12 protein-coding genes and 2 CRISPR repeat arrays are annotated in these 18,069 nt (G+C 47.6%); of the genes, 4 read left to right on the top strand and 8 right to left on the bottom strand.

Translation table 11 applies throughout. The features are described 5' to 3' along the window. Window position 1: 1 nt before the first annotated feature. Window positions 2–1,964: direct repeats of the CRISPR family, unit length 32 nt; unit sequence ATTTCAATCCACGCACCCGCACGGGGTGCGAC. Window positions 1,965–2,132: 168 nt separating this feature from the next. The 8 genes from cas2 to PSTEL_RS06240 all read right to left on the bottom strand — a co-directional run bounded on the left by cas2 (window position 2,133) and on the right by PSTEL_RS06240 (window position 12,904). Further along, complete coding sequence (gene cas2 / locus PSTEL_RS06275; protein WP_038694252.1) at window positions 2,133–2,423, bottom strand: CRISPR-associated endonuclease Cas2; 291 nt, start codon at window positions 2,421–2,423, stop codon at window positions 2,133–2,135. Window positions 2,424–2,432: 9 nt separating this feature from the next. Next, complete coding sequence (gene cas1c, locus PSTEL_RS06270; RefSeq protein WP_038694250.1) at window positions 2,433–3,464, bottom strand: type I-C CRISPR-associated endonuclease Cas1c; 1,032 nt, start codon at window positions 3,462–3,464, stop codon at window positions 2,433–2,435. After that, a complete protein-coding gene (gene cas4, locus PSTEL_RS06265) occupies window positions 3,461–4,117 on the bottom strand; it encodes a CRISPR-associated protein Cas4 (protein WP_038694248.1) in 657 nt (218 codons plus the stop codon). The genes cas1c and cas4 overlap by 4 nt, the downstream gene beginning before the upstream one ends. Further along, window positions 4,107–4,967: a type I-C CRISPR-associated protein Cas7/Csd2 gene (cas7c, locus tag PSTEL_RS06260; protein WP_038694246.1), complete on the bottom strand. Its 861-nt coding sequence runs from the start codon at window positions 4,965–4,967 to the stop codon at window positions 4,107–4,109. Before cas7c ends, cas4 begins: the two co-directional genes overlap by 11 nt. Before the next feature lie 15 nt (window positions 4,968–4,982). Beyond that, on the bottom strand, window positions 4,983–6,899 hold the full coding sequence (cas8c, locus tag PSTEL_RS06255; protein ID WP_038694244.1) for a type I-C CRISPR-associated protein Cas8c/Csd1: 1,917 nt from the start codon (window positions 6,897–6,899) through the stop codon (window positions 4,983–4,985). Further along, complete coding sequence (cas5c, locus tag PSTEL_RS06250) at window positions 6,896–7,615, bottom strand: type I-C CRISPR-associated protein Cas5c (RefSeq protein WP_038694242.1); 720 nt, start codon at window positions 7,613–7,615, stop codon at window positions 6,896–6,898. The genes cas8c and cas5c overlap by 4 nt, the downstream gene beginning before the upstream one ends. A gap of 23 nt (window positions 7,616–7,638) precedes the next feature. After that, window positions 7,639–10,110, bottom strand: coding sequence for a CRISPR-associated helicase/endonuclease Cas3 (locus PSTEL_RS06245; protein ID WP_038694240.1), 2,472 nt, complete (start codon window positions 10,108–10,110; stop codon window positions 7,639–7,641). A 418-nt stretch (window positions 10,111–10,528) separates the two neighbouring features. Then, a CRISPR array of direct repeats spans window positions 10,529–12,297; the repeat unit is 32 nt; unit sequence ATTTCAATCCACGCACCCGCGTGGGGTGCGAC. Between the two features lie 226 nt (window positions 12,298–12,523). Further along, entirely contained in the window at window positions 12,524–12,904 is a 381-nt protein-coding gene (locus PSTEL_RS06240; RefSeq protein WP_038694238.1) for a hypothetical protein, read from the bottom strand. 408 nt (window positions 12,905–13,312) lie between these two features. Here PSTEL_RS06240 and PSTEL_RS06235 point away from each other — a divergent pair, with 408 nt between their 5' ends. The 4 genes from PSTEL_RS06235 (at window position 13,313) to PSTEL_RS06220 (ending at window position 17,056) form a co-directional block, all read left to right on the top strand. Continuing rightward, the gene (locus tag PSTEL_RS06235) at window positions 13,313–14,608 is read left to right on the top strand and encodes an IS110 family RNA-guided transposase (RefSeq protein WP_038692930.1); all 1,296 of its coding nucleotides are present in this window, start codon (window positions 13,313–13,315) and stop codon (window positions 14,606–14,608) included. A gap of 406 nt (window positions 14,609–15,014) precedes the next feature. After that, window positions 15,015–15,380 carry a helix-turn-helix domain-containing protein gene (locus PSTEL_RS06230; RefSeq protein ID WP_038694236.1) on the top strand — a complete coding sequence of 122 codons (366 nt, stop codon included), beginning with the start codon at window positions 15,015–15,017 and terminating at the stop codon, window positions 15,378–15,380. 22 nt (window positions 15,381–15,402) lie between these two features. Beyond that, the gene (locus PSTEL_RS06225) at window positions 15,403–16,224 is read left to right on the top strand and encodes an ImmA/IrrE family metallo-endopeptidase (RefSeq protein ID WP_052098229.1); all 822 of its coding nucleotides are present in this window, start codon (window positions 15,403–15,405) and stop codon (window positions 16,222–16,224) included. Beyond that, window positions 16,214–17,056, top strand: a complete 843-nt coding sequence (locus PSTEL_RS06220) for a hypothetical protein (protein ID WP_156995802.1) — start codon at window positions 16,214–16,216, stop codon at window positions 17,054–17,056. The genes PSTEL_RS06225 and PSTEL_RS06220 overlap by 11 nt, the downstream gene beginning before the upstream one ends. The last annotated feature ends 1,013 nt before the right edge of the window (window positions 17,057–18,069 follow it).

Genomic DNA, 18,069 nt, shown 5'->3' with positions numbered 1-18,069 from the left:
GATTTCAATCCACGCACCCGCACAGGGTGCGACACTTCCGGCAGCCTAACTTGATCCTCGTTCCACTTATTTCAATCCACGCACCCGCACGGGGTGCGACGCTTAGGCGTGTATTTTCCTTGCTTCCAACTCGTATTTCAATCCACGCACCCGCACGGGGTGCGACGAGCTGAGGGCATCGTGAGCTGGTACAACGATCTAAAATTTCAATCCACGCACCCGCACGGGGTGCGACCGGGAGTCAACTGACATAATGTCCGGAGTCGCATAATTTCAATCCACGCACCCGCACGGGGTGCGACCTGATCCTGATTCGCCTTGGTCATTTCGGTAAGGATTTCAATCCACGCACCCGCACGGGGTGCGACGATCGGCGAGTGGACATGCTCAAGTTTGTCTATGGATTTCAATCCACGCACCCGCACGGGGTGCGACGCGGCCAGCAGCTCCTGGATAGCTTTGTCGAAATTTCAATCCACGCACCCGCACGGGGTGCGACGCTTATGCTGTCGAGCGTGGGCCTTCGGCCAATCAGATTTCAATCCACGCACCCGCACGGGGTGCGACTTTCATCAACAATTAAATATTCATCGTCATCTGGAATTTCAATCCACGCACCCGCACGGGGTGCGACATGCTTTGCCTTTTGAACATTACTATAACTATGGGGATTTCAATCCACGCACCCGCACGGGGTGCGACGATGATGGATTTTTCGATTCAGTATTCGTAAAAATTTCAATCCACGCACCCGCACGGGGTGCGACTGGAAATCCGGCTCGCTCGCTGGCGTTCGAAGGTCATTTCAATCCACGCACCCGCACGGGGTGCGACACTTGAATCGCAGCAGGACGCGCTTAAGGACGAATTTCAATCCACGCACCCGCACGGGGTGCGACTTTCTCTTTAGTCATATGAGTCTCCTAGCTATTGATTTCAATCCACGCACCCGCACGGGGTGCGACCTTGCATAATGCTACACTGGAATCAAGGGCAGTAGATTTCAATCCACGCACCCGCACGGGGTGCGACTAGATCAAGCCTACATTCATGTTGGTAGGTTATTATTTCAATCCACGCACCCGCACGGGGTGCGACTGCAAGACCAGACCCGGCGTACAAGTAAACCATTGATTTCAATCCACGCACCCGCACGGGGTGCGACTGCTCATCCTATTTAAGTGAGGTGGATTTCGTGGAATTTCAATCCACGCACCCGCACGGGGTGCGACGGCTGCTCCCGGAACTCACCTGGACCAAGTTTGGTATTTCAATCCACGCACCCGCACGGGGTGCGACATTTCCCTGTTGGCTATTCGTCTTCGGAGCAGATATTTCAATCCACGCACCCGCACGGGGTGCGACGATGATCGTCGATCTGATTACCGAGACTGGAGACATTTCAATCCACGCACCCGCACGGGGTGCGACGGCACTCAGAGAGAAACAGCAACGGTTCGCTGATATTTCAATCCACGCACCCGCACGGGGTGCGACGTAATGATGATATGACCTGTGAAATGGTGGGTGTCATTTCAATCCACGCACCCGCACGGGGTGCGACTTCGCACTCCGTGCTACTATGCACGTCGGATTCATATTTCAATCCACGCACCCGCACGGGGTGCGACGCAGCTCCTCGTCCGTCTGAATCAAGCCATGACAATTTCAATCCACGCACCCGCACGGGGTGCGACCAAGGGCGCAAAGGACACGCTTGACGCAGCTACATTTCAATCCACGCACCCGCACGGGGTGCGACCGTTATTGCTTCGCAGATACAAGCGACCATTACCTATTTCAATCCACGCACCCGCACGGGGTGCGACCCCGGTGCGTCGGAAACGTCTGTTCATGGTACTTATTTCAATCCACGCACCCGCACGGGGTGCGACGATAGTATGGTATGCAACTGACAAGAGACGAGTATTTATTTCAATCCACGCACCCGCACGGGGTGCGAAGCGAATTATAACCATAATAAGGTATTAATCCCTTGGTATGGGCTATAACGCACTCACATTTTTCTCCATATTCCTTATAATCTTCGCTCTCAACCTAATTAAATACCAATAAATGTAACAAATCAGGTGCGAATCTCCCGGGGATTTTATGTGAGCTATACATTCGCACTAAAGAATTAATGGACCTTCAAGATCAATTGATTCTTTAACGCCTACATGCTCAACTTTGTTTTTGTAATTATTACCTAATTGATAGAACCTCAGGCTGTCTTCGGCCATATTGATGGCTTCGGTCAATTCGATCTTAAGAGCTGCGAATTGAGCCGCATCAACAACACATTCAAACACCGAATTCTGGACACGTTGGCCGTAGTTTTGGCATATCTTCGAGACTTTTCTTAACCTGCTCTGGCCGGTAGGACTGGTGGTGCTTACATCATACGTAATTAAGACCAGCATTGATCTCACCTACTTCCATAAGAACGGGGGATACTCGTCCAGATCATTGCGTAAATGACGAGCCAACAGCAAAGCTTGTGCATGCGGAACAAGACCCCAGGAGATTTTTTCGCCCAGATAGGGATGTGTGATGCTTTCCTGCTTCTTAGACTGCCAGGCGGCAAGAAATTTCTTTCTTGCTTCATCGGTCATCAATACGGCGCCGTTCTCCTTTAGAAGAAAATCATCTTTATTCACCAGCTTCTTGTTGATCAAAGACAGAACGAACTTGTCTGCAAATACGCCACGCAGTTCCTCCATCAAATCAAGAGCCAATGACGCTCTTCCCGGACGATCCCGGTGCAGAAAGCCGACATAGGCATCTAATCCGACAGCCTCTAGTGCAGATGCAGTATCATGGGCAAGCAAGGTGTACGCAAGTGACAACATAGCATTTACATTGTCCAGCGGCGGTCTACGGGAGCGGGAGTGAAAGTAGAAATCTTCATTTTGCTGCAAAATCATTTGATTAAACAACCGGTTATAATGGATCGCCGCCTGTCCCTCAAGACCTCTTAATCTTTCCAGCTGCTCGCATTCCCGAACATCGAGAAGAACAGATGAGAGCATCTGCGAGGTCGCTTTGAATTGCTCAACATCTACGCGTAAGGGATAATCTCTGGTCATCCGCTCCAGCATCCACTTCTGATTATAGATCTTGCCTGTAATGAAATTACGGGAGATTTGGGCCGACTGCTTCTCATTCTCGGAGAGAATATACTGCTTCTTGCGAAGCACAACATTGCCCTTGCTTTGTCCGATGACTCTTGCCAGAAACCTGCCATTCAGGGTTAAAAACAATAAGGAAATATTACGGTCAGCACAGTAGCCCATTAACGCCGGACTGGCTCCCGTATAGCCAAAAGATACAATGGATTCAAGATTGTGAAGCGGAAATCTGCCCAATTGTTCCTGCTCTTTCAGAAGCACAATATTATCCCCGTCAAGGGACAAATAAACAGCCGGTTGCGTGATATATAAGGTATTAAGAAGCTTCTTCATTCCCTGATTTTCCCCTCGACATAACTTTTGACAGACTGTTTATTCATCAGCTTGGGCAAGCATATATGCAGGAGTGAACAGCTTTTGCAGAACGGCCCTGTCTTCACTCTAGGGGTATATCTGCGGCGGTAGTAGTCTTGCATTTCTCCGACAATGGAAGTAACCTCGGATTTCAGGTCGTGAGTCAGCGGAACTTCGATGCGATGCCTGATCTCGTTGTAGAAAATATAGCCCAGCGTCACCTCGCATAGCAGCATCTCTTCCAGACACATCGCCTGCGCTGTTAGCTGCAATACATCCGTATCATCCAGCTTCGGTTTTCCCCGTTTGTATTCAATGGGGAAGGGCAAATATTTGCCCTCAGCCCCCTGAATGGCGACACCTCTGTCGTCTCGGATAAACTCTACCACATCACAAACACCCGTAACGCCGAGCTCTCTCGAATTCACCGGCATTGCCCGGACAACGAGCTTTTCGCCTCTCTTTTCTCTGGTAAATGGCTGATCCGCATTCCGGTGCAAATGCTGTCCTTCAATTGTACGGACATTCTCCTCCCACTGCTGTTCGATATGAATTAGTGCCCACTGACGCTTGCAGAAGTGAAAATGTTGAATACCTGAGATCATTAACTCATCGTCATCTTCATAGACCATCTATAACCTCAACCTTGAGCCCTTCCAGTTCATCCAGCGTGATATCGTAATCATCAAGCCCTCTCGGCTCATCAATTTTGGAATTGACTGTAAGCAGACGATGCACTTTCGCTGATGAATATTGTCCCAGTTTGGAATTATGTTCCCACCAGTACACTTTATGAATCTCCATGCTACCATCCGGTCTGGCCGAAGAAACATCATTCTCGAATAAGGAGAGGAGGGCTTGTTTGATTTTTTCCGCATCTTCATTCGTGAAGCCCGTCTTCTCTGCCAATTGTGTGTTAATGCTGCCATAGAAGGTGTAGACGCCAAAATCGACGCGATGCTTCATCCCCATCGTATCTGATCCCCGGTCCTTTCCCGGTTCGGAATTCACGCTCTTGGTAATCTGCATACTGGTAATATCAATAGGAGTTACGCTTGTAGCAGTATGGATAGATACAGGCCCTCTCACACCGACAGATACTCCGGCGCCCTTATCAGCTTTGAATGCGAACACTTGCCCGAAGCTACGTACATCAATCCATTCCAGGCAAGCAATCCGGGCAAAATCATCGCTCGAACCCGCTTTGGATTTCAAAATTGCACTCAGTTCAGGGTTGGCATCCGCCCGCTCTCTCAAGCTGCCAAATTCATCGGACTTTCGATCATTGGATTGGACAAAAATGGATTCGCCCATATCCTGCAGACGATTGCGAATTTTGCGCTTCAAGGCCACATCCGAGATTTCTCCATGGCCGTCATAATTTTGCCGCGGACGATTTCCGTTAAGCGGATCTCCATTGGGATTTGCATTCTTTACGGACAAGACAACGGCAAAGTCGATTTTATGATCCAATACTGTCATGATAATTTCTCCTTATTAGTTAGATTGGGATACGGATTCCTGGTTTTGTTCCTTGTCCTTCTTCTGGTACAACTCATGGCGTTGGCTGTAGTAGCCTAACAAGTATTTTCCTGACAGAGGCTTGTTGTTAAATTCCCCGATCGGGATTCTTGATGCAACTTCATCTATAAGGCTGGAAAGATAACCCGACTTCGCACCAAGTCTGGCCTGATGCGGCTGTAAACAGCTTTGAATGGTCTGCCAGGTTCTCGCAGGGTGCTTGGAGAAAGCATTCATATAACGGATCGCATTTGTCGAGCGTTTCTCATCATTGTCCAGAGCCCATCTCTCAAGAACGTCGGCAATAGCAAGCAAGCGTCCAAACAAATAATCGCGATCATTAATCTCTATATCTAAAGCCATACCATATCTCTCCTCCTGTCTATTGATCAGAGCGCATGTAATGCTGAGTGTCTTCTCCCACTCCCATTTATCCATGGATACCGGGTTGGATGCCCGATGGATTGCGCTCCTTACGATATCCTGCGGTATCTTCAGACCGTCTATAATGCAAGGGAGCATACGCTCCATCAAGCCTTTAACCACTTTTTCATTTGCGTTCGGGCCATAAGCTGCGAAGGCAATGTCCTTCGTTGCCGGCGCACCGTAGAATACTACGGGATTACCTTGCTCATCCTTCCGATATCGGTGAAGCCAGACACAGGTGGTGTGCCAATCGATCAGCTTCTGGAGGTAGAGCTGCTTGTCCAGATTACGATAGTAGAGAACAGCCATACGCCCGGTGGTTGCAGAATCCAGAACAAGAATATTCACTTCGGATTGATACCCGGATGCGAGTGAATTCTTGTACCCGCCTAACGCTCTGGCGAACTGACGCGCATAGTCTTCGTGGGTATAGCTCTTTTTCTCTTGGACCGCGTCTGCGGTAGGGTCGAAATCAAACTCGAAGGAGAATGAATCTTCCATAGGATCAGCAACATCTGGATTGTCATTGCCCCAAATGAGAAATACCCGCTGGTCTATGATTTTCGCCTGTCGATTAATAAGCCATTTCAGCGCATTATGGGCTTTCTGCGAAACTTCATAGCTGATACTCGCCGCATCGCCGCTCTGGGTAAAGCGCCCACGAAATGTGAAACCGCTCGTGTCATTGGCCGAGATCAGCTTGGCCTTGTCCGCCGCGTTTCTGATCTTGTTTGCATGCCGATCCGTACCCGGCAACAGCTTGCCGGTTACATAGCAATAATCTTCTTCACCCAATAAATGACTGTAATAGTTCACGAACGAACTATACATGTCAGCGTCTTTCCATACCTTCGCCAGCTCTTGTGTAGGAGAATATACATTGAAGCGGATAAAAGCACTCTCCTGTTCCCCGGCGATTACCGAGAAGATAGGCGGTTTCTCTCCGTGTAAGACTTCATGCTGCTTCTCCCACTTCTCTATCAGATGGCCTTTGGCATCAAGGAACAAAATCTTGTGCGCCACCAAATCCTGGATAAGCTGACGTTTGCTTAAGTAGGTATAGATGCTTTTCAATTTATTGCAGGCATACAGGGAACCCGCCCATGCTTCCAACTGTTTGATATATGCCTCGAATGGCTCCTCCTTCTTGATCTTGCCGCCATAGGCGACGAAATCGCCTGCAACATAGCTCAGTTTGTCATGCAGCGGATAAGGAGCGACTATTGAACCTGCACGACTGGATGAAACCTCTGTACATGGGATCAACGTGCTGGCATCACTCTTGTCAATCACTGACGCTGAATGAAAATGACCATCTTCCGTAATCTCAACCGTGATATGCGCATTCTGCGTCGTGTGGGAGACAGGGAGCAGCGTATATTCCCGGTTGTTGCCGGTATACTCGATAATGCCGACACGGTCCAGATTTGCTTCATAAGTCTCATAAAGATTTAACAGCCAGCTCATGATTTCTCCCCCGCATTCATCTCCGCCAGCAATTCGTCAGCCGTCCTCACATCATCTGCACAAAATGATCTGGGCATCATCTCCCGAATCCGGCGAACCTGCTTGCATTCCTCCGGCCGAATAAAACGTATAATTCCATCCTTCATTACCGGATTCCACAGCCGGACTTCCATCGCATCGCTTCCGGTTTCATCCGGATAATTAATGCCATGCAGCATATTTCCAAGATGCAGCTCTCCGTAACCGTCATAGAAACCTGGCTCCTGACCGAACTCGCAAGGCTCCACATATCCCTGGCATTCTCTGGCTCCAAGGAAAATATCTCGACGTCCTCCGGCATTCAAAGAACGTCTCAGGATGTTGTGATGCTTATGTTCGTTACGGTCATGCTCCAATTCCGGGCGATTCAGGTTGAATTCAAAGTGAGCCCGAACTTCATAACAAGGCTCCTTCAAATACGTATAGTTGGCAAGGGTGTTGCCACCGCCGTAATCAAGTGGTCGGACGCCTTTGGACTCCATCCGTATCGCGTTAATGACACGCACTTCGTCTACAATATAGACAAGGGTCGGTTTCCAATATATGGACTCTACAATCCCTTTCAATGCCTGATAAGTCGGCACGCTGTAAGTCAGCTTCTCGCCGCCAAGCTTGGTTAGCGGGTCAGTGAACAAGGCATATTTTCCATAAAGTCTGAATTCAATTGAATTTCTCAAGAAATTTCCTCCTTTCGCAGGGCCTAGTATAAATACAAATCCAACGAACTATCATTCTCCAGGTTCAGTCCATACTCCCCGTTATACGCCCCCTCTTTCAAGACCAACACTTTCCCATCCAGAAAGGAGACCAGTCCATTGTTTCGGCTTAATTCTTCAAGCTCGTGCTTGTACACATTGATTGTGTAATGCTGAGCTTTGCGCAGCAGACTGGTAAGATCACCGATCGAAGATTGTCCGTTAAGCTCTGCAATGATGTCCTGTCCCTCTTCATAAGGAACGATAACCGGATTCGTATGATCATCTATTACATGAAAATTCTCGGCCGCAGTCTTGTAGCAGTTCGCCAAGAACAAAGGCAGGGGCTTGCCGTATTGGGCCTGATAATATTGAAGATATCCGTTATCTTTCCTGGCTGCATGCAACAGAGCGGTCATGTCCTTATTAAGGCCGGGGACCGGATAATTCAGCCTTGATTCAAACTCGGTGTAAAATTCCCTGAAATACTTCTCCATCGCCGCGACAGACAGAAGATTCCCACCATGAGCTCTGGCATCGCCCTTCATGTCGATCAGAATCTTACGAGTGATCTCTTTGCCTTTTCGAATTTCCGGGAGATGCTTCAGATTCTCTTCTTCATGGTCTATTACATACATGCAGCGGATTTTATCTTCACCGTGCCGATTGCATCTGCCGGCAGCCTGAGCGATCGAATCCAGTCCGGCCATAGAACGGATCACGCATGCGAAGCTTACATCGACACCGGCTTCAATTAACTGGGTGCTGATGCAAATGACAGGACTTTTGTTATCAAGACGGTCTTTGACTTCTGATAGGATGGATTTACGGTGCGCAGGGCACATCGAAGTGCTTAAATGGTAGACAGATGCAGGTAAGTGATAGTCTATCAATTGGCGATATAGTCGGTTGACGACTGTCTTGGTATTCAGGATGACCAGCACGCTTGATATCTCTTGAACCCGGCTCATTACAAATGCGGCGAGCCTATTGGTATCGAATTGTTCTTCTGTGGCATAATCGATAATCTCAACCCGTTTGAACGCTTCGATAACATGTTCCAGGTTAGCGATCATCTCGGCTTCCGCCTCGATATTCAACTTATGCTTGACGTAATCCAATTCCGGCTGAGTCGCAGTGCACAACACAATGCTGGATTTAGCGTAGGTTCTAAGGAAATTCACCGCCTGATTGAACAGCGAGACGCAATGAACGGGAACCTTTTGTACTTCATCGAAAATAAGAACCGACTCGCTTAAACGATGAAGTCTGCGGATGTTCCTGCTTCCGTCTGCATAGAACACATTCAGAAACTGTACCATAGTCGTAAAAATGATGGGGGAATCCCAATTGTCTCGGGCTAACTTCAACTTCTGTCGCATGTTCATTAGGCCGTCTTCCTGCTCATCAGTCTCGTTCGAACCCTCATCCGCAACATTCGAATGATGCTCCAGAATATTCACATTATCCTTGAGAATCCGACGCACTTCTTCCGCATTCTGTTCAATGATCGTTGTGTATGGGACTACATAGATGATTCGTTTCTTGCCGGCAAGTTCCGCATGCGCCAATGCATATCTCAAACTGGCCAATGTTTTCCCGCCGCCCGTCGGGATGGAGAGCGTGTAGATCCCCGATGGCTTCAACGCGAATTGCTCACACTGATCCGACATTTCGCGTCTTAGTCGATTTACAGGACTTGAAGCATGATTACCTTTTCCGAGAGATTCGATATGGGCATGCAACCTGCGGCGGTATTGCTTGAATAATTTCTGCTCATCTACTGCTTCATCTGGATATCCTTGTTCATAACAGCGTGTGTTGGTCCGGTCGGCGTCAATTAACATGCTGAAGATGAGCTTCGTCAAGTACATTAACTTCTGTTCATAAGTGACGGACATGTCCTTGTCCAGATAGGTCTTCAACTCACTCGCGGCCTGATTAACATACTGTTGAAAATCGGCCACGGATATAACCCATTTGAAAAAACGGACTTTTACTTGGTCAAACTCAATTTCTTCAGGAGGCTTGTCACGGACACGCTGCAGGTAGTTGGATTCCGATTCCGGATTCAAGAAATCCTGTAAGTAGGAATGATGCGAAATAATAGCGTTCCCTACGACTTCAGCCAGAACCATTTTTAGAACATGGTCCTCTCTTCCCGCACTGTCAGCGGAAGGGTTATGCAATAAATCAAACAGTAACTTCCCGCCAGCAGTCGAATGATCGACACTTCCTCTTCTGGGCGGTGCATCAGGATTATTCACAGCTGCTACTAGATAGTCCCGAAATTTATCCGCATACTTCCCCGAATCATGCAGCAGACCTGCAAGCCCAGCAATATGACCTATCCCTAACGGATCTCCATAAGCTCTTGCCAGGTCCCGCACTTCCAGCAGATGATCTTTGACGGTCTGTACTTGCTTGTCGCTTTCTCTAATATGCGCAGTATAGTCGTCACTCTCTGAATAGTCCATTTCTCCTCCCTCATAGGTATAAAGTAATGAGTATTTTGTATAAATTCTCCAAATACCCCTGCATTCCTTTATCAAATTTACATAAATTTATTTAATTCGCCCAAAAACACATAATTGTAACAATTTACGCTCCTTACTATGAGGATGAGTGACTGTTGAGGGTATTCTTTAGGGTAACTTGACGAACTACGAGGATTCTCCATAACTTTGAAGGAGCTGGTTGCCGCCGGGGCTTGGGTCAACTGCCAACATGCCGCTAACAATATATTGACGTGAAAAATAGAAGACCATTGAGGGATTCTCAATGATCTTCTGCGCCTTTAGGCTAATGATTATTAAGGGGTTATTAAAATCAATCTACGCACCCAAATGGGGTGCGATCGCAGCAGGGCCAATTGCGCGTGCTCCACTATTCGTTATTTTAATCCACGCACCCGCGTAGGGTGCGACAGAGGTTGTCGCGGTGTTGACCGGCATCGAGGCGATTTCAATCCACGCACCCACACAGGGTGCGACCAGAGGATGAACGCGCAGCCGCGAAACAGGCATTAATTTCAATCCACGCACCCGCACAGGGTGCGACGAGCTGTTGTCATAGTAGGAGCTACCGTCATAGGAATTTCAATCCACGCACCCGCGTGGGGTGCGAGGGAAGCTGGGCCGGAGCTGGTTCAGCGATTCGCTATTTCAATCCACGCACCCGCGTGGGGTGCGACGGGCACCGGATCACCATTTATGTTAACCACACCGGATTTCAATCCACGCACCCGCGTGGGGTGCGACGTGATCTATTTGACAATATTTAAGACTTTTTTATTTCAATCCACGCACCCGCGTGGGGTGCGACTGGAAGGCAGAAGTAATCATCCTTGAAGACAAATCATTTCAATCCACGCACCCGCGTGGGGTGCGACCCTGATATGAGTAATAAACAATAAATATCCATATATTTCAATCCACGCACCCGCGTGGGGTGCGACTTTCTCTTGTTGACGAGCCGCAGTATTTTTGGCATTTCAATCCACGCACCCGCGTGGGGTGCGACCAGTCCATTAACATTAATTTAGGGGAGGACAAAAAATTTCAATCCACGCACCCGCGTGGGGTGCGACTTACTCTCCCGGTAAATAATGAAATTAGTAATGTGAATTTCAATCCACGCACCCGCGTGGGGTGCGACCAGTAGGCCATTTGCTCCCGGTGATACCGGATCTATTTCAATCCACGCACCCGCGTGGGGTGCGACCCATACGGCATCCAGGGTGTTCGCTCTTTTTGGCGATTTCAATCCACGCACCCGCGTGGGGTGCGACTGGGAGGACCAAACAATAAAGGAGCTTTGCATATATTTCAATCCACGCACCCGCGTGGGGTGCGACGGTCAACGAGTCAACCCGGACTGCCTCTGTCCTGATATTTCAATCCACGCACCCGCGTGGGGTGCGACCTCGTTGGTATTTGCCTTCCATCAGTTTCTGGAATTTCAATCCACGCACCCGCGTGGGGTGCGACCTGGACGTCCAAGTGTAGACAAATTTGAGGTTGAGATTTCAATCCACGCACCCGCGTGGGGTGCGACTACGGAGACTATTTTTGGTACGACGAACAAGACTGGATTTCAATCCACGCACCCGCGTGGGGTGCGACACAGGCCCTGCTGGGGAATACCCGATTCGGACGAGAATTTCAATCCACGCACCCGCGTGGGGTGCGACGCTGCCCCGATGCCGGGGATATTCACGATTTTTTATTTCAATCCACGCACCCGCGTGGGGTGCGACATCAAAACCCCGGAACCTTCGACAAATGTTTCACGTGATTTCAATCCACGCACCCGCGTGGGGTGCGACTGTCCGGGTCGCGCGGCAGCTCCTTGTAAGTCTTATTTCAATCCACGCACCCGCGTGGGGTGCGACCACGACGATGCTCCGGACGCTACGACGGGCCTTATCATTTCAATCCACGCACCCGCGTGGGGTGCGACAGCCAATCGCGGTCAAATATGCGGCCATTCTCGCGATTTCAATCCACGCACCCGCGTGGGGTGCGACGCATAATCAAGCGCCAACCCCTCCGCGTAATCAACGATTTCAATCCACGCACCCGCGTGGGGTGCGACACCGATTGAGCCGGGCTTATTCTCATGAACAGAAGTATTTCAATCCACGCACCCGCGTGGGGTGCGACAGCGCCCAACTTCCCACCTTACCCGGCGGGCATTTGGAAGCGCTCCAGTGCGAACCTCGCCGAACGATCCAGTTTCAAGGCTGCCTTTTACTCAAAATATCGCAAAAAACCTTGTCCCGCAAGAGGTGCGAATCTCCCGGGATTTTTATGGGAGCTTGGGGTTCGCACTAATACCCAACCATCTATCCTGCGCAGTTGGCAGTTTAGGCTTCTTCAGATGAAGAGACTATGCCCGATTTGTATTGTTCAATCCACTCCGGATTTGTTGAGCAAATTTGATTAGGAGGCTTAAGCCGGATAACTTATCATTTTGTTTAAAATAATCATTCATTTGATCATAGCTCTTACTGTCAACCTGCTTCATCAGATCGCTGGTCTTCACATAGTCGTCTGGTGCGCCTTTCGGTCTGTCAATATCGGGGATTTGCACGACCTCATGATCAATGTCTGCTGCAATTTTGCGGGCTGCGTCGCTGATTTCCAGTATGTCCTGCAATTTTTCCGGATGGGACTGGCCGGTTGCAGTTTGCAGCGTGGGTCTTTCAGTTTGCTGGTTTAGTTTGTACAAATTAAGGTTCAGGATGGAGGTGGAGTTTGTTATGTTCATTGGATCACCCTTCTTTCTGCATATTGTCCCCGAGGCGTATTGCCCAGAGGTTAGGTTCTTTCAAGTTATAACGCCCCACTTAACTCTTATCGGAAAGTAATTCCAAAATTATAAAACTCCAGGAGGCTGGTAATGATCCAGTTCCCCAAATGGCCTTATCCGGATCAATAGCGTTACGGCCTTTCAATTCTCGGCAGGTATATTTTATATCCATTCTGCATACACTAGTAAAGTTTTTACAAAATGTAAAAATAAATTTTACAACCCTGCATAAAGACGGGTATAATGTTGACTATAAAGAGCCATTCCTGTAATGAATTAATCTGAGGTTTGAATGAAAAAAGCGCCTTCTGTATACTGGGAAACGTTCCGACCAAAGAACAATTTCAGCATAGGAGGCACTCTATCATGAAGTATAAACAATCGAAGAAACAGAATCAACGAATCACCCGAATTTCCGAAAATACCCTCGTGGTCGGCGCAGATATCGCCAAAGATACCCATGTGGCTCGCGCCATAGACTTTCGAGGGATCGAACTGGGTAAGGATTGTGTGTTCTCTAATACCCGTGCCGGACTCGAGCAACTGGTTCAGTGGATGAAGGAGCTTCAGCAGGAGCATGCCAAGAGTGACGTCCTCTTCGGTATTGAGCCCACCGGACACTACTGGTTTACGCTGGCGGAATATTTAGGGCGGCAGGGCATTCCTTTGGTCATTGTGAATCCGCATCACGTACACAAAAGCAAAGAACTGGAAGACAATTCACCCACGAAAAATGACTATAAAGATGCCAAGGTCATTGCCGATTTGGTGCGAAACGGGAAGTACAGCGAGCCCAAACTGCCAACGAGCGTTTACGCCGACCTGCGGATTCTCATGAATCTTCGGGAGAAGATCATGGTGAACTTCGGACAGGTGCAAAGACGGGTGCAGAACTGGCTGGACCGCTTTTTTCCGGAGTACACGCAGGTCTTCAAAGACTGGGAAGGCAAGGCATCACGCATTACGCTTAGCGAGTTTCCAACGCCAGGAGAAATCGTAGAGATGGGCACAGAGGCCATTGTCCAGCGGTGGAAAAAAGACGTAAAACGAGCCGTAGGGGCGAAACGAGCGCTGCACCTCATGGAAACGGCGAGGCGTTCCATCGGGCTTACGGAAGGACTTCCCGGAGCGAAAGTGGAGATCAAGACGCTTCTGGAGCAGTATGAGATGTTCGCCAGACAACTCGAAGAGATTCTGGCCGAGGTGGAACGTCTCCTTGCTCAAATTCCGGGAACGAAAGAGATGCTTACCGTTCCGGGCGTAGCCGTAGTTACGTTGGCAGGGTTTCTCGCCGAAGTCGGGGATCTGAGCGGTTACGAGCATGGACAGCAGATTATTCGGCTCGCCGGACTAAACCTCAAGGAGAACAGTTCGGGAAAGAAAAAGGGCAAATCCAGTATTACTAAACGTGGACGCGCACGCCTAAGGGCGCTGCTGTTCCGGGCGGTGATGCCCATGGTGGCAAAGAACGCCGAGTTTAAGGCACTGCACCAGTATTTCACCAAGCGAAGTCAAAATCCGCTCAAGAAAAAGCAATCCCTTGTAGCCTTGTGTGGGAAGCTCATTCGCGTGCTTCATACGCTCGGAACCAAGCAGGTTCCGTACAACGCAAACGACGTGTTAGGGCCGGTGCGTCAGGCTCAGTTACAGATGGCAGCTTAAGCCAAACCGAATTCATGTTTACCGCCGGACCGGAATGAGCCAAGACAACGGAAGCACGGAGCAGCCGTAGGAATTATTCCATAAGGGCAACGACCCTGTAAAGGAGCAAGAAACGGCGTCCACCTTTTGAGAGGCAGAACGAAGGAATGTAAGGGCTAAGACCCAGCGTGACATGGGAGGGTAAGCCGTCAAAAGAAGGTGTGGATATCCAAGGTGCGATCAGAGGAATTATCTAAGGGTTGGAAATAATCCCCCGACCTCTATTCCCGCCACCGGCTCCTCCAGAAAATAATGTCATCCTTACATGAATTCTCCATCTCTCGATCTGTCAATGAGTGAAAATCCGAGAAAGAGTGAGTAAACAAGAGATTTTATTAATTTATAGTGGGAGGAAAAGAGGTGTGGTATGAACATCGTTTTTTTTGAGCAGCGAAAAGTGATTGCAAGAAACTTACTTTCATTTATTAGGTTAAAGGGATATTCCAAAAAATCATTTTCAATTCTGACAGGTATTTCACGACCAACAATTGATCAAATCCTTAAAGCTGAGAGTCCCAATCCAACTACGTTTAACGCACAAATCGCAAAGATCAATGAGACATTTAATTTGCCAGCAGACTACTTTATTACAACACAAGAAGTAACATCACAATCCCTTCCACTTACTTATGCCTACTCGGATCATGGTATTGGTGAAGAAAGAAGTGAACAAGTCAAAGATTTATTAGAAGGTTTAGATAACGTACTTGATATCTACTCCATGTATGTTTAATGAAAGGAGGAACAATGAATAGGTGAGAATAATAGGTGAGATTTTAGATGAAACCATTCTTCGAAATGAGCGAATTGATCGGCAGGTTCAAGAACATATCCGATTCATTGAAAGAAGATTAATTAAATGGAAGTCCCTTCCTATTGAAGAACAAGCTTTAAGTATTTTAAAAGAACACAATCTCGTCGAAATCCCCATCCCTGACGACAATTGGGGCGGTGCTATTCGGAAGTTTCATAGTGACAAAGTTGTTCCAATTATCAATACTGCACAGCCGAGGATCTACCAATACTTTATCTATTGGCATGAGATCTATCACCTGACTGAGCGTGAGGAAATCAGTATCCACAATGATGAAAACTATGAAATTTCAACCGAATTTGATCTGAATGAACGTAAAGCAGACTATTTTGCCAGCCAAATGATTTTCGGGTACTCTGATCTACATGACTACTTCTACTCCTTGGAGTACGATGATTTCATCGTTAAAATTGCCCATTGTATGAAATCATTTAAGGCTCCATATAAAGCGGTTCTTATTCAATTGTATCAGATCGCTAAAAAGAATCAGAATGAACAACTCCAACATACAATCAATCTGTATTTTGACAAACAATATACTATTCAAGATTGGAGAGCTGTTTTTCAGGAGTATGCTTTGGATGACAATCTGATTAAACCTTCATATGTGACAAACCTCAATTCGATCATAAATGCCATTAAAAGTAAAATCGCACAACATCCAGATGTAGAGTTATTCCAGGATAACTTGAAGGTGGTAAAAGAATGGGAGGCAAAATACAAGAATGTTCAGAGAGAACTAAAGGAGAGGTATGATGGGTAGTTATCGGGACATTGAGGGTGAACTAAGAGGGAAGACGAATGTAAGGATATTAATATTAGACACAGGAAACATCCAATTTCTCTATCAGTACAGTGATGTTTTACCTCAAAGCATTCTATTTCAGCCATACGATATAGTTTTAATTCCTGGTTGGGTACATGCTGAATATGCACATCATACTGGTAAACTTCAATATGTTTCGGCAATTCCAACTGCGCTTTATTATATTGATGAGGTTGAAGATTATTTGCCGATGATTGGTTATCAAGACAAAAGATTGATGGAATTGTTCCGTGTAGCATCTCCTTTTAGTGAGTCTCAAAGGTTTTTTAATCAATACAGAAATGTTCCAGCAGAAGATTTGCCTGACGATTGGATAGACTTATATTATGAAAATGGATTCCTTACCAGACAAACAGAAACTTTGATTACAAAGAAAAATGCTGGTGAGGTTTCCATACTTACTTTAGCCTTCCTCTTACTCTCTCATTACCGAAATGAGATTTCTAATATTTCTATTGCAACAAGCGATTTTTGCGTTATTTCTTTGAAAAATAGATTACTGAGAGAAGCAAATTCTCCAAACTTAGCTTTGTCGGTTCCACAAACTCCTCCGATCTCCTACTTGAGCAAAGACGTAACACTATTTCATGCCGTCAAAACAGGTCTTACTCTACCTGATAGCATTGCGAGAATGCGTCAAAATCCGAAATCTTCCATTTACGTTGAGCATTTCAGAGACGGGAGCTCAACACTACATGAAGTTGTAGTAGAAACCCCTACTTTTATAGAAATGTGCAGGAAACCTCATAAATACACAATCATTTTTTGAGTGAATTTAATTTGAACATAAACGTCATTGAACTACATAATATTTCAATCCATGTAACTGCGAAGGGTGCGACTCCGTTGTGTGTTGACCAACGAACTGATCCGCATTATTTCAATTCACGCACCCACACGGGGTACGACCCGATAAGGTCCTCAAAATCCCGCCCGTGATTACGTATTACAATCCACGCACTCACACGGGGTGTGACTGAAACCATGAAGACGTTTATTGTGACGGAAATATTTCAATCCACGCACCCGAATGGGGTGCGACCAGCCATCCATTCGAAGCTTACCATCACACTCCGCCCATTACAATCCACGCACCCACATAGGGTGCGACGATCCTTCGATGCCGAGTACACAGAGTCTGTTTCAATTTCAATCCACGCACCCCCGAAGGGTGCGACCCCAATCCGACTCATCCGAGTCGTCTCCTTGAAATTTCAATCCACGCACCCACACGGGGTGCGACAAAGACGATGAAGAAAGTAATGGTAAGAGCTTGGATTTCAATCCACGCACCCGCACGGGGTGCGACCTGTTCAAGTAAAGGAGTGTCTGTATGGCTACTATTTCAATCCACGCACCCGCACGGGGTGCGACCCGTCGTGTACCGAGGGACGGACAAGCACTATGAATTTCAATCCACGCACCCACATAGGGGTGCGACGATGATAAGATTTTACACGCTGTTAACGTGGTATTTCAATCCACGCACCAACATAGGGGTGCGACAAACTAAGCAAACTAAATTCCGACCAGAGCAAAAGATTTCAATCCACGCACCCACATAGGGGTGCGACGTTCAATTTCAATCTGTTTGAAATTGGACAACTTATATTTCAATCTACGCACCCACATAGGGGTGCGACCAGTTTTGCAGATTAGGAGGCACTATGTATTACATATTTCAATCCACGCACCCACATAGGGGTGCGACCAACCGCTGCTGCAATCGCTGACGGCGCGAAAATCATTTCAATCCACGCACCCACATAGGGGTGCGACGAG

Origin of the sequence: Paenibacillus stellifer, assembly GCF_000758685.1 — a bacterium.
Taxonomy (GTDB): domain Bacteria; phylum Bacillota; class Bacilli; order Paenibacillales; family Paenibacillaceae; genus Paenibacillus_AQ; species Paenibacillus_AQ stellifer.
This window is presented reverse-complemented; position numbering and strand designations above follow the sequence as displayed.